This window comes from Exiguobacterium alkaliphilum 12/1 (genome assembly GCF_000714435.1).
Taxonomy (GTDB): Bacteria; Bacillota; Bacilli; order Exiguobacteriales; family Exiguobacteriaceae; genus Exiguobacterium; species Exiguobacterium alkaliphilum.
On record NZ_JJMW01000029.1, the window covers coordinates 53,157 to 74,816 of the forward strand.

Sequence of the window (21,660 nt, forward strand, 5' to 3'; positions counted from 1 at the left end):
GCTACCGCTCAGCCCTCTTCCGGCGCCTCCGGACCGTTCAAATCGAGTTGATAGAATGATAAATCAAGCCATTTTCCAAACTTGTAGCCGGCCCGTTTCACCGTACCGGAATGAACGAATCCGACTTTTTCGTGAGCCCGGATACTCGTCACGTTCGAAGCGTCGATACCACCGATGACGGTCTTATACTCACGCTCTTCTGCGAGACGGATAATCTCACGGAGCAACTTGTTGCCAATCCCTTTGCTGCGGTAACCGGGATGGACGTAAATCGAGTGCTCCACCGTGTATTTATAGGCTGGCCAAGGTCGGAACGGACCGAACGTGGCGAATCCCATGACGACGTCCGCTTCTTCCCAGACGATTACCGGAAGACCGGATGCCTTCTTCTCTTCATACCAGGCGATTCGGTTTTGAAGCGTCACCGGTTCATAGTGATAGACGGCGGTACTGTTGACGATAGCATCGTTGTAAATATGTAGGACGGCCTGAAGGTCGTCGCGTCGACAAGTTCGAATCATGAGGCACCACTTTCTTAGCGTTTTCTTCATTATACTTATCTCGATTTCAAAATACACGTGGCGATTTGCTCCCACATAAAAAAGTCAGTCGACCGACTGACTTTTTTACATTATGCGGCCAACCGATCGCACATCGACGCGCACTCGAAACAGACGCGTGCGCATTCCTGACAATGCTCATGCTTGTGTTTCTCACACTCCTGGGCGCACGCCTTACAGACGACGGCACAAGCCCGGGCAAGTTCCGGCACGAACGCCGAATCCCGCGTCATCGCCTCGGCGAGAAATGTACAGAGGGCGGCGCATTCACGGTCGAGTCGGATGCAATCGACCATCATCTTCACGTCTTTCTCTTCTAGACACGATTCCAAACAGTAGTTACACGTCTCGACACAGTCATGTAGCGTCTCCAATTCGTTCGCATAAATCCGATGCATAAATGGATCCTCCTTTTTTTTAACTGAGGTGACAAGTCCAATACGTTACTGTTATTCCCTAATCGCCAAAAAAAAAACGGCCCGCTCACTGTCTCGGGTCGTTGACGAACGTCCGATATAGGTAAGCGACCGCATTCAACAGCCGTTTCGAATAACGCTTCGGCATGAACGGGAGACGGTAGAGCCGATACATCCGCTTCAAATCTTCCCATTGATGGTCGACGTGCTGGCCTTGACGGAATCGGGCCAAATCGATTAAATAGATGCGCCCGTCCGGACTGAGGATGATGTTTCGCAAATGGACGTCGGACGGTGTCAGCCCGAGCGCCCGTGCCGCAAGGAGCGCTTCATCGACTTGATTGATATAAGACGCGTCAATCCAAATCCCTTCGGTCAAACATTCAAATAGCGTCTTCCCCGCGATGTAGTCGATGACGATATAATTCGGCCCGGCCTCATAGAGCCGTGGGAAGTGCGGCACCCCTTGCAGCGTGTCATAAATGACGTGCTCTTCGGCCGCGATGTGAGTGAAACCGGGGAAAAACACTTTGATGACGAGGGCGGTCCCGTTGATTCGAAACACCGCGGCGCTTCGCCCGATTCCATGTAACTCGAGTTGATCGTGATGCCTGATAACGTGGGTCTCGTGACCGGATTGGTCGAACACCACGTCGGCGTAGTCGTGATAGCGTTTCATGAGGGGCTCCTCTTCTAGATTGTGTTTTTATCATAGCGGATTTTAGTCGATTTGACTGCATCCTCGAATCGGCAAAGTGACGCTTCGTCGATTTATCCGTATAATGAAAGCGATTGACAAAGAGGAGGAATGACTATGCAACGCATCACGCTTACTGAAGACTTATCATTCTCACGCATCGTCCATGGCATGTGGCGTCTCGCCGAATGGAACATGAGCGCCCAAGAGCGGCTCACGTTCATCGAGTCGTGCATCGAGCTCGGCATCACGACGTTCGACCATGCCGACATTTACGGTGGCTACACGTGTGAAGGGCTGTTTGGAGAAGCGCTTCGCTTGAAGCCGGAGCTCCGTGACCAAATCGAGATCGTCACGAAGACGGGCATTAAGCTTACAGGCGACTTCAATCCGGGCCAGACCATCAACCATTATGACACGACAAAGGCGCATATCATCGCCCAAGCCGAACGGTCGCTCTCAGAGCTCGGCATCGATCACATTGACACGTTGTTGATTCACCGCCCGGACCCGCTCATGGACCCGGACGACATCGCCGAGGCGTTCAACGCGTTGCATGACAGTGGCAAAGTCCGGACGTTCGGCGTATCGAACCATCTGCCGTCACAGCAGCGCCTGCTTCAATCACGCCTGCCTTACAAGCTGGTGACGAACCAACTCGAACTTTCGCCGATGCAACTGAAGCACTTCGAGGATGGGGCGGTCGACCTGTGTCATGAAGAACGGATGCCGCTCATGGCATGGAGCCCGCTCGCTGGCGGACGACTCTTCTCAGACGATTCGTATGCACCACTTCGCGACAAATTGAAAGAAATCGCTGAGCGGCACGGTGCGCATGGAATCGATGTAGTCGTTTACGCCTGGTTATTAAAACACCCGGCGCGCATCATGCCGATTATCGGTTCTGGGAAAATTGACCGAGTCGAGCGTGGCGTCGAGGCACTCGAAGTCGAACTGACTCGTGAAGAATGGTTCGAAATTTTGAAGGCCGCACGCGGCCGAGATGTAGATTAAAGGATTAAATATACAATCAATTCCTTTAATCACATTTTTCAAAAAAAAGTCAATGTAAATACGATTCGCTAAACGATTGATAATCCTTCATTATTCGTCAAAAATCGACACGTTTAAAAACGTTAAATCCCATTTTATATCCATAAGTGTAAAAAGGACCCGATTAGTTCAAGTCGAGCGGTTTTTTCGATTTTTTTTATCAAAATCACTTTAATTTTCCTAAGTCTAAAGTCACAAAAAATTGGTGCTAAAATGATGAAAGTTATTCATTGAAGGAGAGCACCGATGTGAAAAAGTACCTGATTTTCTGTACACTTGCCATATTGACGTTTTTGTTCGGATGTGAAGAAGAGCAAGCGTTTCGCTTACATACAGCCCCAGAGTACTATCAAGGACGGGCGATGCTGCCTTCCGGTCAATTGATTGAGATGACCGAGGCCGATCGGACGACGGTCTTGGACGCCTGCTACCCGGAAGACGCCCTCGCCCTCGCACCAAGAGGAGAGCGCCGTTGGATCGGCACGGTCACGCTGTCACAACCGCTGACGACCAACCGTTCGACCCAAGTCTTCCCGACCGCCACGTTCTTTGAGGCGGAGAATCAGACGTTCGTCGAATGTCAGGTCGATACAATCACCTATATGAAGCAAATCGATGCCGTCCCCGATAGTCTTGCCGCGTTCCGCGATCAAGCCGTCACATATCCAGCCGTCGCCAAACTGCGCAACGCCCAGCCCCACGAGCGGTTACAGTTTTTAAAGGAAATGGATAAACCGTTCGGCAACGAGCCTTATCCGACACGGACCGCTTTCGAGCAAACGCTCGTCCATGTCACGATGCCGTTCAACGGGTCGTTCGATTTGACGTTCGAATCGTCAGAAGGCAATGAGCGTGTCACAATTCCAATCGACGCTGCCTCACGTCAGCCGTTTCGTTCAATCGGATTCGGATTGGAATCAACCGAGAAGATGAACGCGTACGGGGTTTACACCTCCCCGAATCAGGAGGGGTATGACGAGGTGCGACGACCGGAAGACGCCTCGTTCGACCGCTTGCTCGGTGTCCGTCAAACCGAGACGCTCCCGACGACGCTCGTCTCAGGCGAACGGTATCCACTGTTTAGCTTCTCGTTCATGCGTGACAACGTCCCGCATAAAGAAATTGTCTCCATCACGTATCACGAACCGATCCTGTTGCGAGGCGAGGCGTTGAAGCGTGAGATGCGAGCCGAATTCTCGAACCGGCAGCATGCCGTATTTCATGAACTCGCTTTAATCGGCACCGAATCGCGAGATGCCTCGTTCTTGACGCATGTATCGGCCGACGATACGCGCTTCATATTCAAGGCGATCGAACGTTCGAAAGCGACGACCGAACCGGGTGAGCCGGCCTCGATGCCTTACTTGACCGTATTCGAAGGCATCTGCGCCCAAACGTTCGACGTCGGTTATCGAGGTGACGACGTCGTGTTGACGAATACAAAGACCGGGTCCCACTTTAAGCTATTACGGGACGATGCGAACAAATGGCACGACCGCTTTGACGACTAAAGGAGGAATCTTGTGCGCAAAATCAGCATAGTCGCGTCTCTACTTTCCGTCTTGGCCTTGAGCGGTTGCACGGAAGAGGAGACGGCGCTCGAACTCAACGTTCGCCCCCTCTTGTTTGACGGCTATCGCTTCGAGGTCGGAAAGACGTTGACACAGATGGACGAGACGGAGCATACAGCCGTCCATACGATTTGCGACGAGACGGACGTCACGTCGTTACCGGACCGCCCGTTCGTCTTCGATGCGTCATATCGTAGCTTCTCGCGGTTCTCACCCGAGATGGTCTCTCCCCTGACAGGCCTCACCGTCTTCCATGACGACGAAGCGGCATACGCCTACTGCGAGACCGGCCACAGCCGGTATGTGAAACAGATCGACCCGGAACTCATGCCGATTGCCTATCGTGAAGCAGCCCCTGAGCCGCTTCGACCGCGTTCAGCACGTGTGTCCGCCGATACGCAACAGACGCTTCTTGAACAACTCGAGGAGGACGCTCCATATTTCGAGTTCAAACCGTTCAACGTGCCGTTTGTGGCGTTACAGGCCCCCCTGCTCACGACGCTTTCGATCGAGATAAACACGCAGGACGCATCGACGACATTCTCTCGACCTTACGAACCAAGCCTTGGTCTGCAACATGTGACACTCTCGCTTCATATCATTGAGATGAATGGGTTCGTCCAACCGGCGCTCTTTGAATCTTCTGAAGTGAACACATCGCAGTGGCCGCTCGACCCTGTGCCTGACGGCGGCGTCCCGACATTGTCAGACACGTATCCGTTACCTGAGACGCTCGAGTTCGGGAAGACGTACCCGCTCTGGCAACTTTCCTATGATGTCGAAGGAAAAGTTGTCGAGCAGACCATCTCGCTCCGCTATGAGCCACCCGTCACGATGACGCAAGCCGAGGTCGACGCCGCAACGATGACAGCCGATGAGGAAGTGACAATCGGTTACTTCCACAAGACGCCGTTGTCCGGAAAGACCGAGCTCCACGCCTTAGACGCGGTCCAGACGTTGACGACGGACGGTGCGACGTTAAAACAGATCGTGGCACGTGCCGAACCGGTCAAACGGAGCGGCGAGCCGTCCGACTATCCGTTGTTCACGTTAATCGAGGGCGTGACGTCCCAAACATTCGAGGTGACGCTTCATAAGCGCTCGAAAAAAACGGACGTCTTCCTCACGACCGAAGGCAAACATTACAAACTGAACTCCGAGGACAGCGCCACGTGGCTGTCGCTCGCCCCTTACTGACAGACGGTCTTTCCGTCTGTCTTTTACACGTTCTGTAAGCAACATCGTCCAAGCACAAACCGAGACTGTGCGACAATGAAACAAATGACATGAAGGAGTGGATTCGATGACGACACGATTCGTTCGCGACGTCGCCGACAGTTGGCGCGTCTCCTATAAACAAAACGGCTATCCGCACGTTCAACAAGGGTGGGTGTTACCACCGGAGCGTAAAGCCGAGTTCGACCCGTTCATTTTGATGGCCGAAGATTGGTTCAAGCGCGGGACGTTCTCCGACCATCCGCACCGCGGCTTTCAGACGATTACGTACGTCATCGATGGCCGGCTCGAACACATCGACAACCATGGCGGGCATTCGATTCTTGATGCGGGCGACGTACAGTATATGAACGCCGGATGGGCCGCTCGTCACGCCGAGGAGGCCGTCGCCGACGACTTGATCCATACGTTACAACTTTGGCTCAATTTGCCGAAAACACTTAAAACGATGACGACGTCTTATCAAAACGTCTACTTGGAGGACGCGCCGGTCGTCCCAATCGATGGCGGACACGTGCGTGTCTATTCGGGCGATGTCGCAGGCGTCACCGGACCGATGCAGAGCCTCGTGCCGATCACGATGACCGAGATTCAACTGCGCGAAGGAGCGACGTATGACCACGTCTTACCGACGAACCATAACGCCTTCGCCTACGTGCTCGCCGGATCCGTCAATCTCGGTTCGAGCGCGACGCCGCTCGAGAAGACGGATGTCGCGACGCTGACGTTCGACGAAGCGAACGAGGGTGAGAGCACCCTCTCCATCACCGCGACGTCCCGGGCGAAGCTACTCGTCTATTCGGGCGTCCCGCTCCGTGAAGACTATATCGCCCACGGCCCGTTCGTCATGAACACGGAAGACGAGATTCGCCAAGCGTTTCGTGACTATCATGCCGGTGTCTTCGGCCCGCCTGCTGTGAAATAAAAAGTGAGCCACGCGCGATGCGTGGCTCACTCTTTGTCCGGCTTCAACACCGTCTGCTGTGTCGGGACGTGTCCGATTGGGACGGTCCGCTCGAACAAGACGTAACGTTTCCCGTCTACTTCAAACTTTCGATCACCCAAATAGTGCGCGGACTTCCCATTCTCATATAACTTTGTCAAAATCGCCGGGACATACTCATTCAAGTTCGTATAATGCTCGTCAAGCGTCATGACGATATTGCCTTTCTCGTACCCCATCCACTGGTTCGACATGAATAGCATCAAGGAGATTACTCCAAGTACACCTAATATAAAAATTACGGTCTCCATTTCTCGTTCTCCTTCGTTTCTACAGATTTCACAACGACTTGACGCTTGGCAATAAACCCGAGCTCGTCATAGAAGCGGGCCGCGTTTTCATTGGCAACCCAATAGTCGAGTTCAATGGTAGCGAAATCATGGGAACGGGCCCATTCCTCCACGTATTCCATCATCTGACGACCATACCCGAGCCGCTGGTGCCCAGGGTGTATGCTGATTTGTCTGACATAGAGCGTCCGCTTCGCGTTTCGGAAGGCGTTGGCATCACTCGTCACTTCTTGCATCCAAATGTAGCCGACCGGTTCCTCGCTCACCTCGGCGACGAGGAAATGATGCCCCGCTCGATTGATCGTCTCGGCGAAAGCTTTACGTACGCGTTCATAATCGTACGAGGCGAAGAAATTTGGCATGAGCGCGACGTGTCGCTCATGGATCGGTCGGTTCAGTGTCGCAATCAAGTCTGCATCATTCGTCTCAACTAATTTCATTGTCCGTTATAGAACTGGCTGCGGTCTTCCGTCACACCGTGCGGTTTTTCATTGCCACGCAGCGCATGTCCTTTTCCACTTTGTGGCTTGCCATGGAGCCGGTGTTGAATCGGACGAGCGAGCATGTAGCCACCGAGCAAAGAGAGCGGAAATGCGATAAGCGCCATTCCAAATAGAATGAGAATTTGATTATTCGCCCCTCCAAACGTCTCCGTCAAAAAGCTGATCCCAAAATAAAAGCCGACAAACAATACGCCTACGAACGCATACTCGATGCATTTCCCAAGAAATCGTTTCATCGATTCACTCCCTTTCGTTGTTACTCTCTTATACGTGAGAACGATACAAAACGTTTCATTTCGTTTGTTCCGCCATATACCAAATCGTGGCAACGCGTTCCGTCTCCGACACCCACTCTTGCTTCCCTTGGATATAACTCTCGATATCCGTCGGATGTTGCTCGGCGAGCGCTCGTTTCAAGGCCGCATATGTCTCCCGGACGTCGGGGAACGCCTTCAAGTATTCGCGAAACGCCAAGTGACGGGTTACCCCTTCATCACCAGCCTCGAACACGTGGACGTGGACCGTTCGCACGTCGTCTCCCTTCGCAAAAAAGCGACGTCTCGGGATTCCGTGTTCCCCAAAACTTCGATACCCGAGCGCTTCCATATGCCCCGTCAGTTCATCGACTTGCTCAATCATTCGAACGACGGGCATGATGTCGATAATCGGTTTGGCATCAAGCCCCGGAACCGACGTGCTACCGATATGATGGATTGCGACCATCTCCCCTTCAAACAGACGGTTCAACCGGTCTGCCTCTTCTTCAAACCGCGCCACCCACTGTGGGTCGTACGGTACAACCTCGACTCGTCTCATGATGAATCCTCCTTTCTGCATACGCTTCATTCTCTTCTCTTATCATACCCGTTTTGGAAGCCGGTTACAGGCGAAGATGGTTTGTTCGGTTCTGAAATGGGAAAGGCATAGTAATGAAAACAGAACTGGAGAGTGAGACGGATGTTGACACAAGAACAAATCAACACGTTCAAAGAACGGTTGTTAAAAGAGAAAGCAAAGACAGAAGGCTATATGGAAAATCGAGAAGAAGTGTATGACGAAGGCGAGCTGTCGCATTACGATAACCACCCGGCCGACTCAGGCGAAGAGCTCTTCTTGCGCGAGCGCGATCAAGCGCTCACAGAGCTCGACGAAGAATTTTTAACCGATGTCGACAAGGCGCTCATCGCCATCGAGAACGGGACGTATGGAACGTGTGAAGTGTGCGGAGAAGAAATCGAACTCGACCGCCTCGAAATCATCCCTGAGACGACGCTCTGCATCGAGCACGCCCGCGCCCAGGAAGAGGCAGAGCATCAGACGAACCAAGCACGTCCCGTTGAAGAGGACGTTCTTAATCCGTCGGAGACGGCGCGCCATAAACAGCTCGATGGCAGTGACGATATCAATCAAAGCACAGACGCGTTCAGCCAAGTCGAGGACTTCGGTAGCTCGGATACGATTGCCGATAGCGAAGGCAACCACGACCCGACACGCGAATGACGAAAGGCCGCCCTCGGCGGCCTTTTCGCATGAAAAAAGACGCAACGAATCCGTTGCGTCAATATGTGGCCTTTACGGCCGAGGCGCCGCCGAGCAGCTCAGCGACTTTCATCGGGTCGACCGTGTTACCGGCCGAACTCGGAGAGAACGAGTAACTACCTTTATGCACTTCAAAGTGTAAATGTGGACCTGACGAGTTGCCGGTGTTACCGATTTGGCCGATGCCTTCGGCTTGGCGTACCGTCTGCCCTTTCTTCACGTCGATTTTATGCATGTGGGCGTACACTGTCGTCCATTTTTGACCGTCGATGTTGTGTTCGATTTTGACGTGCTTGCCGTATGGCCCACGTCCGCTCACTTCGATGACTTTTCCGTCTGCCGCAGCATAAATCGGGGTCCCGACTTTCGCCGCGATATCGATTCCGTTATGGAACGTATAGCCGAACTGACCGCTCGCCGGGCCGAACCCTTGCGAGAGCCGACCGTTCGCCGGCATCATGAACTTGTCCGGGGCCATCGCCGCATGCTGTTTCTTCAAATCGTTCAATTTATTTGATTGAGCCTTCATCTGTTCGGCAGCGGCTGCATAAGCAGACTGCGTCTCTTCCTTCGAAGCCGTGACTTCTTCTTGTTGCGCCGACAAATCGTCGAGCGTTTTTTTCGCCGTCGCCTTTTGATTCAAGATCGCCTGATGCTGCTTCTCAGATTCTGCCGCTTCGGCTTTCGCGCTCGGCAACACCGACGATAACACTTGCTGGAATAGCGAAGCGTCTGCCGGAGCAAGCTCGTCACGATAGGCATCAATCTGCTTCGTCACGTCATCGATTTCTGCTTGTAGCGTCTCCGCTTTCGCTTCAATCTGTTCGATTTGTTGCTCGGCTTTGGCTACGGCTTGCTTCGATTGCTTTACTTCTTGCTCGGTTTTTTCAATCGATTTCGTCGTATTGAGAAGTGTTGCCGGAGTGATGTCGTTTGCCGACGCCGTCTGCGCACCGCTCAAGATGAACACACCGACGCCTGCCGTAATCATGAATTGTTTCAACATATATAAAGAAAACCTCCAAATGGGATCATTCATTAGCTATAAAAAGCTACATGCTCGAATATACCAATCCCACCTAAAAAGTTCAATATATGAACCATTTCATTTATATGTCGCTTTTATCACAGCACGAAACGATGGTTTCATAATCTTCATCAAAACTTCAAAACTTTATTTTTTCGCCCTCAGTACGATGACGACGATGGCGATTGCCGCAATGACAGTCATCGACGGGCCGCCGATAAGAAAAAGACGTGTCGTCAATGGGGACAAGTTGGTCGTCAAACCGAGAATTGTCAACAGATTGCCGACAATCAAGGCAATCATAAGCACCGGCAAGTAACGGATCATCCACGTTCGCCTCCTTGTTTCATCATTTCATATTGGGCGATCGCATCTTTGACGAAGCCGAGCGTTTCCGCGGCGCTTACGAATGCCGCCCGGTCCGACGTGAGCGTCAAATGGACCGGCTGTTTGGATGCGGCCGCCTGCAACAACCAGACAGCGTCCTCGTCCCGGCCGAACACATCGAGTAGGACCGCGTCCCGGAACAAGAGCGCCCCTTCACGCTCTCCTTCGGTGACACGGAAGAGCGTCGCCTGTTGCTGGGTCGTGCGTACGTCGCGTTGCCAAATCGGACGATGGGCCCCGCTCGGATAATGGTGGTCAAACAGTTCGCTGATCGAAACCTCTTCAATCGTCGCCGACGAAGCGGTCACCGCAGCTTGGTAGTAGACGATTTCCCGAACGACCTCGTACCCGAGACGTTCGTAGAGACCGAGCGCTGCGTCATTGCCCTGAATGACTTCGAGCAACCGTGTCCCTTGTGCCTGTTCGTCAAAACGGCGCATCAACTCCTGCGCGATCCCGAGCTGACGATAACCTGGTGCCACGGCTAAGCCGCCACATCGCGTCACCCAGCCGGTCTCAAGTCGCGCGATTCCACTCAATAAGACGCCGACGGGTCGATCGTCAGCGTAGGCCACGATCGAGCGTGACGGTTGATTTTGATCGCGGACGAGAAAGACCGACTCAAACGTGGCTTCATCCATTTCAAAGCGAATCATATAGTCTGAAAATCCGTCCATGAACGCTGTATAAAGATCATGTAACGGTGGGTTTTGTCGATAGGTGATGTGATGAGCTGTCATCTGTTTATTCCTTTCCCGGTTGTTCGATATAATAAAAAAAGATACTGCATAAGGAGGAACGATGGCAATGATTCGATTAGAACCGCTCCGTGCTATGCATTGGCCCGCTCTTGAAACGTTCTCACTTCCGCTCGAACAAGAGAAGTACACGACACTTCCACGTGACCTCGACGATCCGCTCCCGGAAGGCGTCTACCCGGTCGTGATCACAGCGGATAATCCGGTCGGGTTCTTTTTACTGCACGATACGGAACGGGTGACATCGTACACGGACAGCACGGACGCCTTGTTACTTTCCGCTTTTTCCATCGATTATAGATCACAGCGCAACGGTTACGCCAAGACCGCGCTAACCCTACTGCCAGACTATGTCCGTTCACGCTTTCCGACGATTCGGGAAGTCGTGCTCTCGGTCAATTTGAAGAATGAAGCAGCGTTCGCTTTATACGAACAAGTCGGCTTCACCGATACCGGGCGTCGCATCGACGGCCCCGTCGGTCTACAACGGATCATGTCGTTGCCGCTTCATGCCTCAACGGCGAAAGCACCAGATGAACAAGCCGCCAATCCCGAGGATAAGGATGACGTTCAATAGTTGCCAGACGACATCAATCATGGCGTTCCCCATCAATTCCGATTCTCACCTGTTGAAAGTATCGGTCCGGATGCGGGACGAGTTGTTGTTTCGTCAACGTGTACCGGGCCTCGTTCACGAGCGACGACGCGTCGAGTGACGCCACTTCTCCTGCGACGAGGGCAAAGAAGCGTTCACGGTGGACCGTGACGATGTCTGCCACTTCATCCGATTCGAGCGTGAACGGTTCTCCGGCGTATGCGTAGACGTACGTGTGGGCAAATTCACGGTCAAGGAACGACTCCGTCTCGATTACATCCTCGTATACGCCGAGTGCGGTCAATTGATCGAGTGTCAGTTCGATTCCGAGCTCCTCATGAATCTCCCGTACCCCATCGCGTACCGTCTCACCGGCCGCCAAATGGCCGGCCGCTGTAATGTCGAATCGATTCGGGAAATCCTGTTTCGTCGCGCTCCGCAGTTGGAGGAAGAGTTGGTCCCCTTCGATAATCCAACAGTGGAACGTCTCATGCCAATCGCCATCGCGATGGACGTCAGCCCGTTGCTTTAAGCCGATTTTCTTGCGTCGTTCATCGACGACGGTGAGAAATTCAATCATCGTGTCACCCCATTCTCTAACAGTGTGATGGTACCCGTTCGTCGCGTCGAGCTCGACGTCCACCCCGATTGGGAAAACATGTGACGGAAACGTGTGCCCGATGTCCACGTTCGTCATGATTGGAAATGTTACGTCTCCCAGCACCTCGAGTAACAATGATTCAAACGAAAACGTCGCCCCGCCCGTATCGAGGTGTTCATGTTTTCCAACGATCGTGCTGATGATTGCCTTTATTTCAGGATCTCGAATCATCGCGTTGATTTCGTCTGCACGCGCTTGAATCGACGCCGAACGATATCCTTCCGTCGTTTGTGCACACGCGCCTTCGATTACACGGAATTCCATTTGTCGCAATTGCTGAAGGCCACGTTCATAGCGCTCTGGAAAACGGACCGGAGCCGGAAAGGACGGTGTCATAACCCCTACCGTGTCCCCCGGTTACAGTACGTTCGGTTTCTGTATGTTGTCATCTCACTCACACCTCTCTCTCCTCACTGTAGAGGTTTGACGTGGAGGCTGACAACCTATCTCAAAACAAATCCGGGTCTTCGGACAGCGTCCGAACTTTGCGGACTTTGCGCACCCGTCCCGTCCAACCGAGCGCCGTAAAGAAAAACCCCCCGCCGACGACGAGTGAGATCGCGATGAGCCCGACAACCACACCATCAAAGCCGTACCGTTCCCCGCTATGAACGAGGGCGAGTGGCGAGAACAAGAACGCCGTCAACAACATCGCGGCTCCCCCCACAAGTCTCCGCCTCGGAAACCCGATCGTCCACCAGCCGAACGCGATCAATCCGCATACAACCCCTGCGACTATCCCGAATAGCACCATCGCTGCTCCTCCGCTTCATCATAAGTTGAGGTATACATTCCGCACGAGGGAATGAAATTCCTGTAAAGCTTCTCCAATTAGATTCCCCAATTCCGGGTAAATAAGGATTAGACACCATCGGAACGGGCTTTCACAGAGGAGGCACCCCCCATGAGCACGCGACTCATCTTTGCCCTCACCTTTATCGGGTTGTGTTTAGCTGTCTTTTTCTGGGCCACTACGCTCGACGACAATCGCATCGAAGGGCGTATCGAACAAATCAACATCCCTCAACTCATGATTGGGCATAACGACGATACAGGCAACGAAATGAAGTTGCGGACGGTATTGATTAACGATGAGACCGTCGTGACCGGACTAGCGGACGACGTACAACAACTGCGGACCGGTCAGTACGTCACGGTCGAACTCGTCCCCGACGGCAATTTGAATATCGCCGTCTCGATTCATGTCACGTCGGATTGAGGCGAGAGCAATTTTCGAAAACGAGCATAGTTTTGTACAAACAGTGGAATATGACAAAAGGTAGCAGAAAGGAGCGAATTGAATGATCTCAAATACATTGTTGTCAGGGAAAGTCGCCTTTATCACCGGAGCGGCATCCGGAATCGGTCGAGCCGCGGTCATCCGGTTCGTTCAGGCCGGCGCAAAAGTCGCCATCGTCGATTTGAAGTTAGAAGACGCCGAACAGCTCGCAAGCTTGATTGGAGAAGAGCGAGCGATCGGCATCAGCGCCGACGTGGCGAACGAGGAAGAAATGAAACGTGCCTATGAACAGACGATCGATCGCTTCGGACGACTCGACATCGTCTTCGCGAACGCCGGGCGCAACGGGACGATCACACCGATTGAACATTTGTCGCTTGAAGATTGGAACAGCGTCGTCGAGACGAACTTGACGGGTACGTTCTTGACAGTGAAACATGCCATCCCGCATTTGAAGGACCAGGGCGGTAGCGTCATCCTCACCTCGTCCATCAACGGGAACCGTTACTTTAAAAACTTTGGTTTTAGCGGCTATGCGACGACGAAAGCGGGTCAGACCGGGTTTGCCAAAATGGCGGCCGCCGAGCTCGCCCAGTTCGGGATTCGGGTCAACTCGATTTGTCCAGGTGCCATCGATACGAACATCGATGACTCGACGAACCGGGATGACGCGTTGCTCGCAGAAGTCGTCATCCCGATTGAATATCCGGAAGGCAACCAACCGCTCGCCGGAAAGTCCGGTTCCGCCAAACAAGTCGCGGACGTCGTCTTGTTCTTCGCGAGCAGTATGTCGAGCCACGTCACCGGTTCTGAAGTGTACGTCGACGGCGCGGAATCTTTACTATAACGATAAAGGTCGCCCCGCGGGGCGACCTTTATTTGAGGATCGGGCTTTTCATGACAGCTTTTTGATAAAACGGTTGGAAGCCGAGCCGCTCCATGTTGCGACCCGAAGTCGAGTCGACTTTCGTCGTCACCGTCACGTACTGACAACCGGACGCTTTCGCCTGGGCGATGCGTTCGAGAATCAATTGCGTCTGATAGCCTTTCCCGCGATAAGCCGGAATCGTGCTCGTCAGGAACAGCTCACCCATGCCGTCCTGAACGGCAAGGATGCCGCCCGCCACCGCATTGCCGCCTTCACGGACGAGAAACGCCTGATTTTCTGGTAACGCATAAAACCCTTTCGCCGTATCGACCGTCTCTTGCAAAATCGTCCCCGTCTCGGCGAAGCCAGCCGCGACGGCACGCGCCCATTCATTGACGTTGTCGGCATCGACCCGTTCGACTTCTTGGGCCGGGGCCGCCTCCATCTCCGTTACGTCCAACAGCCAGACGTCGAGAAAATGATCGAGCGTGTAGTTCCGTTCCTGGAGCAACCGGATGAGCGACATATCCGCGAGCGGACACACCTCGACGTGGAGCCGGGACACATTTTTTCCGCGCACCCACTTCTCCATCTGATGCAAATCATAAAAACTCGTCGGACGATTCAAGCCGAAGCCAACAGCAAAACTCATATTGCCCATCCGGAAGACGTGTCCTTTGTTTTCAACAATCAATTCTGAACCTTCATAGGGAGGGGTTTGTTTACGGTGCCGAATATAAGCAGACGTCCCTTCCGCTTTGATGCGTTCGATTCGTCTGGCCAATTCTAAGCGTTTCATCTCAATCCCTCCCTTTACTCTGTCTCGAGTGTAGCACATTTCATCTCGGAACAGATTGTGATTCCGTTACAGGTCCAGGACTATAACCGAACCTCGTCGACAACGAATGAAGAAGACCCTTCAATCTCTTCGATGAAATGTGACCCGAACAGCATCGCCGGCGTGAAACTGCCCGGGATGATATGCCCCGAATGAACGAGACGCTTGACGACGGCGAGCGCCCCGTTCACGGTGAAGGCATACGTGCTCGCCGTCTTGATCCGGACGATCACTTTTCGACCCGAGGCGTTCGTCGCCTCACCCCAGACGTGCGTCGAGGACCGCGCTCGCTCCGACTCGTCCGGTCCCGTCACATGTTCATCGACGTAGCGGAGCAGTTTCCCTTGTACCACGTCGCTGCCGAGAATTGGGCCGAACCACGCCAAAAGCCGCGCGCCATAGGCATAGACAGGCGGAACCGGCACCCACGTCGTGATGTTCGGGATGCCTGTCGTGTAGAAAGCTGTCGAGACGTCGCCCCACGGTATGGCGATGGCCGTCTTTTTCCCTCGTCCGAAGTCGATGTGACGCCGTTTCGCCCCAAGCGGGAATGGCGTCAATTCTCCATCTTTCCGCTCGGCACTGCTCGACCCGAGACCGCGGATGGCTGTTTTCAGCGTCCCGCGCGAGATGCCGGACGCCGCCGAGAAGCCAAGGGCGAGGTTCGTCGCGTCGGGCATGAGTTCTTTTAATTTTCGCGCCACGCAGTCGGTCGGGATGACGTCGAACCCGACACCGGAACAGAGCAACACGCCTGCTTCTTGTGCAAGTTTGGCCCGTTTTTTCGAGTGGATGTATTCGAACACCTCGATTTCCCCGGTAATATCGAGGTAATGTGTATGTGAGGCGAGACACGCCTCGACCATCGGCTGACTCGTATCGGTGAACGGACCGGCACAATGGAGCACGAGGTCGATATCTTTTAACGTCTCCGTCGCCTTGTCGACGGATAGACTAAAGATGCGTGTCTCACACCCGAGTTCTTGACCGAGGCGTTCGATTTCTTCGGCGCGTCTTCCGGCGAGCACAGGTGTCAATCCTTCCTTCACCGCTTGACGGGCAATCAGTTCACCCGTATAACCGTTCGCGCCATAAATCATCCATTTCATCGTTGTTCCTCCTTCAATAATTATGTATCTTCTCTTCTTCCCTTCTTTCACAGACGATACACGACAGCAATCCAATTGAAAAGAACACAAAAAAACCAGCCTATGAAAAGGCTGGTCGATCGATCTATTAGTTGTTTGCAGCTTCGATGCCTTCTGCCGCTTTGGCACGGACCGACTGCATCGCTTCTGTCCATGGGACGAGCTGGTCGAGCATATCGTTCACTGATTGAACTTGGACGTCTTTCGGTGCGAAGTGCGTCCCGTTCTCGAAGTCTGTGAAGAGCGAGAGCGCCGGGTGGACACGGACGTGGGCGATTAAGAGTTCGCTCAACACGCCGCGTAAGTGTTCCGTCGCACGCGCGCCGCCGACCGAACCGTATGAGACGATCCCGGCTGCTTTATTGTGCCATTCGTCGCGTAAGTAATCGAGAGCGTTTTTGAGCGCGCCTGTGATCGAGTGGTTGTATTCTTGGACGATGAAAACGAAACCGTCCATCTCTGCGATTTTTTCAGACCAAGCGCCAGCACCTGTCGCGTCGCCGCCCGGCTCTCCGAGGAGCGGCAAGCTGTAGTCTGCGATATCGATGATTTCATAGTTCGCGTCACCGCGTTTGTCTGCGAGTTCTTTCACCCATTCTCCGACTTGCGGACTGACGCGTCCTTCACGAGTCGATCCGAGTACGATTCCAATTTTCAACATGTTAGTTCCTCCTTGTGAGTTGGCTGGTTCTTCTTGTTTACCAAATAAACGATTTAAAAAGCTCATTTCATTCCCTCATATTCTTTCTCAAACGTTTTTGTACTTCTGACCGTATCGATCGGTCGAACCATAGCTTCAATCTGTTCCCGTTTCGGTTCTAAGAACGGCGGGAGTGACAATTTCTCACCGACCGTCTCGTACGGCTCATCGCCCATGAACCCTGGTCCGTCCGTTGCCCATTCGAACAGGATTTGCGGCGCGACGCGTGCGTAAGACGATTCGAAGAAGAAGCGGTCGACATAGCCTGACGTCGGTAACCCGAACTGTTGCAATCGTGCCGTCCATTCATCGAGGACACTGCGGTCATCGACACGGAACGCGACGTGGTGCACGGTTCCGAACCCTTGGCGCGCGACTGGTGACGTCTCGTCATGGATGACGATGACTTGCGCTCCGTTTCCACCCTCACCTCCTTCAAAGAGATGCGCATCGCCTTCTTGTCCGATTTCTTCGAACAACATGACTTGCTCCATCACTTGTTTGAAATACGTAAAGTCCGCGATGCGGATAAAGATTGGACCGAGGCCCGTGATCGCGTATTCGAGCGGGACCGGTCCGTTTTGCCACGGTTCCCCTGAGGCGACACCGCTGTTGAACTCATCTGAGATGAGTTGGTACGCCTGATCGTCAAAGTCGACGAATGCGAGCGTCTTTTTACCGAATTGCTCAGTGATGCCTTCATGCTTCACGCCGAGGCGGTCGAAGCGGCGCACCCAATACGTGAGGGCTTCATCGGTCGGGACGCGGAATGACGTCTTCGCGATTTCGTTCGTCCCGTGCACGCCTTTTGGGATCCCCGGAAAATCAAAGAACGTCATATCCGTTCCGGCACTCCCCTTATCGTCGGCGAAAAATAAGTGATACGTCTGGATGTCGTCTTGGTTGACCGTCTTTTTAACGAGACGCATTCCAAGGACGTTCGTAAAGAAGTCATAGTTCTTCTCGGCGCTACTCGTAATCGCCGTCACGTGGTGGATTCCTTTTACATGGTTCATCGTAATCGCTCCTTCAAAATCTTGATTTCGAGATAATTAATTAAAATTTTTTGACGCTTCGGCGCGTTTGCCAATCGTCTTCAATTGAGTAATCGTGTCTGCTAAATCGAGTCCGTCGAACAGATCGTCCATCCGTTGTTCATGAGCTGGAAAGATGCGCGACATGAGGGCGTCACCTTCATCAGTTAGCGCCGCATACGTAACGCGCCGGTCGCTCGGACATGCTTTGCGAATCAAGTATCCTTTCGCTTCGAGCCGGTCGACGATGTACGTCATGCTCCCGCTCGTTAATAACACTTTTTTGCCGATTGTTTGAATCGGTTGATCGCCTTTATGATACAACAGTTCGAGCACCGAGAATTCGGTCGGGTTCAGCCCGTACTCGGCGACTTCGTGCTTGACCACGTCTTGAATCGATTGCGAGGCCCGAAGCAACACCGTGATGGCTTTTAACGTTTGCCGTTGTTCCATGTGTTCCCCTCCTCTGCTGAGAGAAAACAATACTTTAAATTTCATTATCTTTAATTCGAGATAAATATATCACGAGGAAAAGCGTCGGTCAATCCATTTGCCTGCAAAAAAACAGATGATGGAATGTCATCTGTTCACATACGGCGAATGACCGCCATCTCCCGCCCGAAGCGATTGCCTTCATCGACAAATCCCAAGCGTTCATATAATCGATGCACGCCCATGTTATCAGGATGATAGCCGACGACGATCGGTTCGGTGCCGAGTCGTCCCCCGTCGGTTATAGCAAGGAAATCGCGTTCGGTTCCATGTACGTCTGTTACGCGTCACTCAACGTGAGCTGACAACACGTATAGCAGTTTTGGTCTGTGATTGGTTGCAGTGTGATCATTCGGTTCTCCTTAGTCATACGTCTCGTCCAAGTTACGCGCGTAAAACGCGATGGCGCGACGATACCGTTTGATGCTGTCATCCGGATTCGGGTTTGCGAGCAGTTCGAGCAACGTGCCGGTCGCTTCACTGTGACGTCCGAGGTTGTAACGGGTCATCGCTTGGAACGCTTTGAGCGCCCCGATGTCCGGAAACTGTTCAATCGCTTTCGTGAACAACTCTTCGGCATCCTCGTAGCGGCCGAGCGCCCGGTACGTGCTGCCGAGCCCGATGTATGTCTCCCGTAACTCGTCTCCGGCGAGGCCGAGGCGAATCGCCCGTTCGTAGTGTGGGACAGCTTGTCGCTCTTCCCCAAGTGCGTCATAACACCAGGCGCAATGGGCGTGCAGGCGCGGATTCTTCTCGTCTTGACGCAGCAACATGAGGAGCAGTTGTTTGGCACGTTCGAGCTCCCCGTTCTCCCGGAGGCGAATCGCCTCGTCGAGTCCTTTCTCTTCCGTACGGACCGGCACTTGCAAGTCGCTCAACTCATCGAGCCACGTCTGCAGTGCTTCGTAAAACCGGCCGACGTGCACCCCGTCGACGAGGGCATGGTGAGCTTGGACGGAGAGTGGGATCATCATTCGGTCACCCGTTGCCGTGAACTTTCCCCAGGCGATGCGTGGGACGCTATCGTGCTTCTCGTCGTTGATCGGATGGCTGATACTCGTGAACGACACCCACGGCACACTCGTGATGAAGAGCAAATCATCCGACTCCTCGTCTCCGACGTAGACGTTTCGCTTCGCCTCCTCCATTCGTGCCGCAACAGTTTCCATAAACGCGGGGAACGACTCTTTGAACGAGACGGTACAAAAGTTGAACACGTCCCCGTCCATCATGACGGTGAACGACGGATGAACGACGTCATGCTCGACGACGGTCTCTCCGCGCATCCGGTATCGAAACTCCGGAATCGTGTTCGCCGTCTTGACCACACCGTATAAGAACAGCTTGAAAAACGATTGTCCGGTTGTCTTCGCATGCGTATGTAATTTTGTGACGTCGAGCGTCGCCGTCACGTTAAAGTGCGGGGCGGCGAACGCCTTGAAAAACTCGTAATGCTTCTTTCGTGGCCACGTATCGATGTCAATCTGTTTCATGGTTCATCTCCCTGCGCTTTTCTTTCACTGTATCAAAGGAAGCCGCGCGTTCAAAGCATTTGCTTCAAGGTCTCGTAATGCCCTTGTGCAAGGTCAAAGTAGACGAAGTCGTTTCGTTCGATCCGCTTGAGCGTCTCTTCAAAATCGTGCCATCCTTTCGCAACGAGCTCCGGCGTCAACTCGCCAGTCAGCCTCGCTTCTTCAAACTCGTCCTCGTCTTTCCGGACGACGTCCCCGTTCGGGAAGACCAAGATGTCGAGCAACAAGTCGTCCATATAGGGAATTCCGTCCTCATAGCCAATCGCCTCGACGATATCGATGTACCACTGGACGATGTGGCCCGAATCATCAAACATGACCGTCACTCCGAACGGTTCATTGTCCGGGAAATATTGGAGCCACGCATAGCCGACGTCGGCCACGATGAATTCCTCTCCGTTATGTTGCTTATACTGCGGGGCCCGGACCGCATCGATTTGAAACAAGGCGACCGTCCCTGAGAAATGTTCGTCATGGACGTCCATCTGGGCATAGCGGTGCTCAAGAATCCGCTCCCAGTCCCGTCGATTGGCAAATTTTCGTTTTGGCATCGTACTCGCTCCTTCATAGCTCGTTTGCTTTAACAGTTCGCCAAAATCCGACAGTTCCCTGTTCAGTCGTACAGATTCTGTTCAGTGAACCTGACCGCCTCACGCCTTACTACACCCCCAACGAAAACGTGTATAGGTTCTCATCCGTTTCCATCCATGCTACGCTTCTTCATAATAGGTAAAATTTGTATGATTAAAGGGTGAGCAGCATGACACGTTTATTTATATTCGGGTTGGGCCTACTGTTACTCGCAGGCTGTACCGATCCAATCGAAAAGCCGGTCATTCCAGCGGATTCGAACGAACCTGGGCCAGAAATCATGAGCGAATGGACACGGGAGGACTTCAAGGACGTCTTCGACCAACACGAAGTCGCCGAAAAATTACTTGAAACCCTCGAGGCGAACGGACTCACGCCATTTCGTGAGACGTTCGAACGGGTCGTCATTACTGGTAACGGCATCCACCACACTTATGCAGACGTCTATCCGTTCCAACTCGACGATGGAACGTACGCCACGGTGTATGAAGACGAGGACGGGTGGATTGCGAACGGGACGGAAGCGATTGCGCCGCTCTTTTGGCAAGAAACGTCGTTCTTACAGTTCGTCGAGGAAATCGAGAAACGGAAATATGGGACGAGCGCCCCACCGGAAGACGTCACGTTGACGCAAGATGCGTTTCAATCGATTTACGATCGTCACGCCTATACGTCCGCGCTCATCGTCGAGCTCGACGAATGGGGCGTATCAATCGCCCGCGAGCCGCTTGAGGATGTCATCATCGCCGGGGACGGCGTGACCGAAGTTACCGCGGATTTGATTGTATTTGAGGTCGAGAGCGGGTATGCCATCGTCTACGACCGAGACGGAGAAATCTTTAAAGGGCCCGAGTCCATCGCGCCACTGTTCTGGAACGAAACGGATTACAAACATCTGCTCGAGAAGAACGAATGAATCAT

The 21,660-nt window shown here is 53.2% G+C and carries 28 protein-coding genes; 9 read left to right on the forward strand and 19 right to left on the reverse strand.

The features are described from left to right. Positions 1 to 8 precede the first annotated feature (8 nt). From RT52_RS06925 to RT52_RS06935, 3 genes are all read right to left on the reverse strand, one after another. A complete protein-coding gene (locus RT52_RS06925) occupies positions 9 to 521 on the reverse strand; it encodes a GNAT family N-acetyltransferase (protein ID WP_034816210.1) in 513 nt (170 codons plus the stop codon). Positions 522 to 631: 110 nt separating this feature from the next. Beyond that, positions 632 to 958 (reverse strand): four-helix bundle copper-binding protein, encoded by a 327-nt coding sequence (locus RT52_RS06930; RefSeq protein WP_034807807.1) that lies wholly within the window; start codon positions 956 to 958, stop codon positions 632 to 634. Between the two features lie 85 nt (positions 959 to 1,043). Next, entirely contained in the window at positions 1,044 to 1,655 is a 612-nt protein-coding gene (locus tag RT52_RS06935) for a serine/threonine protein kinase (protein ID WP_034816211.1), read from the reverse strand. Positions 1,656 to 1,790: 135 nt separating this feature from the next. On the opposite strand from RT52_RS06935, the gene RT52_RS06940 reads away from it, so the two are divergent. The 4 genes from RT52_RS06940 to RT52_RS06955 all read left to right on the forward strand — a co-directional run bounded on the left by RT52_RS06940 (position 1,791) and on the right by RT52_RS06955 (position 6,458). Beyond that, positions 1,791 to 2,687 (forward strand): aldo/keto reductase, encoded by an 897-nt coding sequence (locus RT52_RS06940; RefSeq protein WP_034807813.1) that lies wholly within the window; start codon positions 1,791 to 1,793, stop codon positions 2,685 to 2,687. A 287-nt stretch (positions 2,688 to 2,974) separates the two neighbouring features. Further along, positions 2,975 to 4,237, forward strand: coding sequence for a hypothetical protein (locus RT52_RS06945; RefSeq protein ID WP_245175484.1), 1,263 nt, complete (start codon positions 2,975 to 2,977; stop codon positions 4,235 to 4,237). Between the two features lie 12 nt (positions 4,238 to 4,249). Continuing rightward, the gene (locus RT52_RS06950; protein ID WP_034816212.1) at positions 4,250 to 5,494 is read left to right on the forward strand and encodes a hypothetical protein; all 1,245 of its coding nucleotides are present in this window, start codon (positions 4,250 to 4,252) and stop codon (positions 5,492 to 5,494) included. 106 nt (positions 5,495 to 5,600) lie between these two features. Further along, positions 5,601 to 6,458: a pirin family protein gene (locus RT52_RS06955; protein ID WP_034816216.1), complete on the forward strand. Its 858-nt coding sequence runs from the start codon at positions 5,601 to 5,603 to the stop codon at positions 6,456 to 6,458. 26 nt (positions 6,459 to 6,484) lie between these two features. Here RT52_RS06955 and RT52_RS06960 read toward each other — a convergent pair whose 3' ends face one another. The 4 genes from RT52_RS06960 to RT52_RS06975 are packed head-to-tail and all read right to left on the reverse strand — an operon-like array spanning position 6,485 to position 8,145. Beyond that, on the reverse strand, positions 6,485 to 6,739 hold the full coding sequence (locus tag RT52_RS06960) for a hypothetical protein (protein WP_245175486.1): 255 nt from the start codon (positions 6,737 to 6,739) through the stop codon (positions 6,485 to 6,487). 35 nt (positions 6,740 to 6,774) lie between these two features. Further along, positions 6,775 to 7,266 carry a GNAT family N-acetyltransferase gene (locus RT52_RS06965; protein WP_034816222.1) on the reverse strand — a complete coding sequence of 164 codons (492 nt, stop codon included), beginning with the start codon at positions 7,264 to 7,266 and terminating at the stop codon, positions 6,775 to 6,777. Next, positions 7,263 to 7,565 carry a hypothetical protein gene (locus RT52_RS06970; RefSeq protein WP_034816224.1) on the reverse strand — a complete coding sequence of 101 codons (303 nt, stop codon included), beginning with the start codon at positions 7,563 to 7,565 and terminating at the stop codon, positions 7,263 to 7,265. The genes RT52_RS06965 and RT52_RS06970 overlap by 4 nt, the downstream gene beginning before the upstream one ends. Before the next feature lie 55 nt (positions 7,566 to 7,620). After that, positions 7,621 to 8,145, reverse strand: a complete 525-nt coding sequence (locus tag RT52_RS06975) for a GrpB family protein (protein WP_034816225.1) — start codon at positions 8,143 to 8,145, stop codon at positions 7,621 to 7,623. Positions 8,146 to 8,286: 141 nt separating this feature from the next. On the opposite strand from RT52_RS06975, the gene RT52_RS06980 reads away from it, so the two are divergent. Further along, a complete protein-coding gene (locus tag RT52_RS06980) occupies positions 8,287 to 8,829 on the forward strand; it encodes a TraR/DksA C4-type zinc finger protein (RefSeq protein ID WP_034816226.1) in 543 nt (180 codons plus the stop codon). Between the two features lie 58 nt (positions 8,830 to 8,887). Here the strand turns inward: RT52_RS06980 and RT52_RS06985 are convergent, their stop codons facing one another. The 3 genes from RT52_RS06985 to RT52_RS06995 form a co-directional block, all read right to left on the reverse strand. Further along, positions 8,888 to 9,874 (reverse strand): M23 family metallopeptidase, encoded by a 987-nt coding sequence (locus RT52_RS06985; RefSeq protein ID WP_034807825.1) that lies wholly within the window; start codon positions 9,872 to 9,874, stop codon positions 8,888 to 8,890. Positions 9,875 to 10,042: 168 nt separating this feature from the next. Then, positions 10,043 to 10,222 (reverse strand): hypothetical protein, encoded by a 180-nt coding sequence (locus tag RT52_RS06990; RefSeq protein WP_034816227.1) that lies wholly within the window; start codon positions 10,220 to 10,222, stop codon positions 10,043 to 10,045. Further along, positions 10,219 to 11,022, reverse strand: a complete 804-nt coding sequence (locus RT52_RS06995; protein ID WP_034816228.1) for a GNAT family N-acetyltransferase — start codon at positions 11,020 to 11,022, stop codon at positions 10,219 to 10,221. The genes RT52_RS06990 and RT52_RS06995 overlap by 4 nt, the downstream gene beginning before the upstream one ends. Before the next feature lie 67 nt (positions 11,023 to 11,089). Here RT52_RS06995 and RT52_RS07000 point away from each other — a divergent pair, with 67 nt between their 5' ends. Then, positions 11,090 to 11,617 (forward strand): GNAT family N-acetyltransferase, encoded by a 528-nt coding sequence (locus RT52_RS07000; protein WP_312847622.1) that lies wholly within the window; start codon positions 11,090 to 11,092, stop codon positions 11,615 to 11,617. Positions 11,618 to 11,630: 13 nt separating this feature from the next. On the opposite strand, the gene RT52_RS16505 is transcribed toward RT52_RS07000, so the two are convergent. After that, positions 11,631 to 12,632, reverse strand: coding sequence for an LD-carboxypeptidase (locus RT52_RS16505; RefSeq protein WP_081852678.1), 1,002 nt, complete (start codon positions 12,630 to 12,632; stop codon positions 11,631 to 11,633). Between the two features lie 112 nt (positions 12,633 to 12,744). Continuing rightward, positions 12,745 to 13,047: a hypothetical protein gene (locus RT52_RS07010; RefSeq protein ID WP_152545895.1), complete on the reverse strand. Its 303-nt coding sequence runs from the start codon at positions 13,045 to 13,047 to the stop codon at positions 12,745 to 12,747. A gap of 153 nt (positions 13,048 to 13,200) precedes the next feature. Here RT52_RS07010 and RT52_RS07015 point away from each other — a divergent pair, with 153 nt between their 5' ends. Beyond that, positions 13,201 to 13,515, forward strand: a complete 315-nt coding sequence (locus RT52_RS07015; RefSeq protein WP_034807838.1) for a hypothetical protein — start codon at positions 13,201 to 13,203, stop codon at positions 13,513 to 13,515. Between the two features lie 82 nt (positions 13,516 to 13,597). Beyond that, positions 13,598 to 14,383: an SDR family oxidoreductase gene (locus tag RT52_RS07020; protein WP_034816231.1), complete on the forward strand. Its 786-nt coding sequence runs from the start codon at positions 13,598 to 13,600 to the stop codon at positions 14,381 to 14,383. 28 nt (positions 14,384 to 14,411) lie between these two features. On the opposite strand, the gene RT52_RS07025 is transcribed toward RT52_RS07020, so the two are convergent. From RT52_RS07025 to RT52_RS07055, 7 genes are all read right to left on the reverse strand, one after another. Further along, complete coding sequence (locus RT52_RS07025) at positions 14,412 to 15,203, reverse strand: GNAT family N-acetyltransferase (protein WP_034807842.1); 792 nt, start codon at positions 15,201 to 15,203, stop codon at positions 14,412 to 14,414. A gap of 80 nt (positions 15,204 to 15,283) precedes the next feature. Further along, on the reverse strand, positions 15,284 to 16,351 hold the full coding sequence (locus RT52_RS07030) for a saccharopine dehydrogenase family protein (RefSeq protein ID WP_034816234.1): 1,068 nt from the start codon (positions 16,349 to 16,351) through the stop codon (positions 15,284 to 15,286). 127 nt (positions 16,352 to 16,478) lie between these two features. Then, positions 16,479 to 17,117: an NADPH-dependent FMN reductase gene (locus RT52_RS07035; RefSeq protein WP_034816235.1), complete on the reverse strand. Its 639-nt coding sequence runs from the start codon at positions 17,115 to 17,117 to the stop codon at positions 16,479 to 16,481. Continuing rightward, entirely contained in the window at positions 17,114 to 18,106 is a 993-nt protein-coding gene (locus RT52_RS07040; RefSeq protein WP_034816237.1) for a ring-cleaving dioxygenase, read from the reverse strand. Before RT52_RS07040 ends, RT52_RS07035 begins: the two co-directional genes overlap by 4 nt. Before the next feature lie 36 nt (positions 18,107 to 18,142). Continuing rightward, positions 18,143 to 18,577, reverse strand: coding sequence for a MarR family winged helix-turn-helix transcriptional regulator (locus tag RT52_RS07045; RefSeq protein WP_034816242.1), 435 nt, complete (start codon positions 18,575 to 18,577; stop codon positions 18,143 to 18,145). Between the two features lie 401 nt (positions 18,578 to 18,978). Then, positions 18,979 to 20,109, reverse strand: a complete 1,131-nt coding sequence (locus RT52_RS07050; RefSeq protein WP_034816246.1) for a tetratricopeptide repeat protein — start codon at positions 20,107 to 20,109, stop codon at positions 18,979 to 18,981. A 50-nt stretch (positions 20,110 to 20,159) separates the two neighbouring features. After that, positions 20,160 to 20,699: a ribonuclease FAU-1 family protein gene (locus RT52_RS07055; protein WP_034816248.1), complete on the reverse strand. Its 540-nt coding sequence runs from the start codon at positions 20,697 to 20,699 to the stop codon at positions 20,160 to 20,162. Between the two features lie 209 nt (positions 20,700 to 20,908). Here RT52_RS07055 and RT52_RS07060 point away from each other — a divergent pair, with 209 nt between their 5' ends. Continuing rightward, the gene (locus tag RT52_RS07060; protein ID WP_034816250.1) at positions 20,909 to 21,655 is read left to right on the forward strand and encodes a hypothetical protein; all 747 of its coding nucleotides are present in this window, start codon (positions 20,909 to 20,911) and stop codon (positions 21,653 to 21,655) included. The last annotated feature ends 5 nt before the right edge of the window (positions 21,656 to 21,660 follow it).

What these genes read in the sequence shown, in the direction of transcription:
- RT52_RS06925 (WP_034816210.1), bottom strand. Translation starts at nt 521, where the DNA reads ATGATTCGAACTTGTCGACGCGACGACCTTCAGGCCGTCCTACATATT.
- RT52_RS06930 (WP_034807807.1), bottom strand. Translation starts at nt 958, where the DNA reads ATGCATCGGATTTATGCGAACGAATTGGAGACGCTACATGACTGTGTC.
- RT52_RS06935 (WP_034816211.1), bottom strand. Translation starts at nt 1,655, where the DNA reads ATGAAACGCTATCACGACTACGCCGACGTGGTGTTCGACCAATCCGGT.
- RT52_RS06940 (WP_034807813.1), top strand. Translation starts at nt 1,791, where the DNA reads ATGCAACGCATCACGCTTACTGAAGACTTATCATTCTCACGCATCGTC.
- RT52_RS06955 (WP_034816216.1), top strand. Translation starts at nt 5,601, where the DNA reads ATGACGACACGATTCGTTCGCGACGTCGCCGACAGTTGGCGCGTCTCC.
- RT52_RS06960 (WP_245175486.1), bottom strand. Translation starts at nt 6,739, where the DNA reads ATGCTATTCATGTCGAACCAGTGGATGGGGTACGAGAAAGGCAATATC.
- RT52_RS06965 (WP_034816222.1), bottom strand. Translation starts at nt 7,266, where the DNA reads ATGAAATTAGTTGAGACGAATGATGCAGACTTGATTGCGACACTGAAC.
- RT52_RS06970 (WP_034816224.1), bottom strand. Translation starts at nt 7,565, where the DNA reads ATGAAACGATTTCTTGGGAAATGCATCGAGTATGCGTTCGTAGGCGTA.
- RT52_RS06975 (WP_034816225.1), bottom strand. Translation starts at nt 8,145, where the DNA reads ATGAGACGAGTCGAGGTTGTACCGTACGACCCACAGTGGGTGGCGCGG.
- RT52_RS06980 (WP_034816226.1), top strand. Translation starts at nt 8,287, where the DNA reads ATGTTGACACAAGAACAAATCAACACGTTCAAAGAACGGTTGTTAAAA.
- RT52_RS06985 (WP_034807825.1), bottom strand. Translation starts at nt 9,874, where the DNA reads ATGTTGAAACAATTCATGATTACGGCAGGCGTCGGTGTGTTCATCTTG.
- RT52_RS06990 (WP_034816227.1), bottom strand. Translation starts at nt 10,222, where the DNA reads ATGATCCGTTACTTGCCGGTGCTTATGATTGCCTTGATTGTCGGCAAT.
- RT52_RS06995 (WP_034816228.1), bottom strand. Translation starts at nt 11,022, where the DNA reads ATGACAGCTCATCACATCACCTATCGACAAAACCCACCGTTACATGAT.
- RT52_RS07000 (WP_312847622.1), top strand. Translation starts at nt 11,090, where the DNA reads ATGATTCGATTAGAACCGCTCCGTGCTATGCATTGGCCCGCTCTTGAA.
- RT52_RS16505 (WP_081852678.1), bottom strand. Translation starts at nt 12,632, where the DNA reads ATGACACCGTCCTTTCCGGCTCCGGTCCGTTTTCCAGAGCGCTATGAA.
- RT52_RS07015 (WP_034807838.1), top strand. Translation starts at nt 13,201, where the DNA reads ATGAGCACGCGACTCATCTTTGCCCTCACCTTTATCGGGTTGTGTTTA.
- RT52_RS07020 (WP_034816231.1), top strand. Translation starts at nt 13,598, where the DNA reads ATGATCTCAAATACATTGTTGTCAGGGAAAGTCGCCTTTATCACCGGA.
- RT52_RS07025 (WP_034807842.1), bottom strand. Translation starts at nt 15,203, where the DNA reads ATGAAACGCTTAGAATTGGCCAGACGAATCGAACGCATCAAAGCGGAA.
- RT52_RS07030 (WP_034816234.1), bottom strand. Translation starts at nt 16,351, where the DNA reads ATGAAATGGATGATTTATGGCGCGAACGGTTATACGGGTGAACTGATT.
- RT52_RS07035 (WP_034816235.1), bottom strand. Translation starts at nt 17,117, where the DNA reads ATGAGCTTTTTAAATCGTTTATTTGGTAAACAAGAAGAACCAGCCAAC.
- RT52_RS07040 (WP_034816237.1), bottom strand. Translation starts at nt 18,106, where the DNA reads ATGAACCATGTAAAAGGAATCCACCACGTGACGGCGATTACGAGTAGC.
- RT52_RS07045 (WP_034816242.1), bottom strand. Translation starts at nt 18,577, where the DNA reads ATGGAACAACGGCAAACGTTAAAAGCCATCACGGTGTTGCTTCGGGCC.
- RT52_RS07050 (WP_034816246.1), bottom strand. Translation starts at nt 20,109, where the DNA reads ATGAAACAGATTGACATCGATACGTGGCCACGAAAGAAGCATTACGAG.
- RT52_RS07055 (WP_034816248.1), bottom strand. Translation starts at nt 20,699, where the DNA reads ATGCCAAAACGAAAATTTGCCAATCGACGGGACTGGGAGCGGATTCTT.
- RT52_RS07060 (WP_034816250.1), top strand. Translation starts at nt 20,909, where the DNA reads ATGACACGTTTATTTATATTCGGGTTGGGCCTACTGTTACTCGCAGGC.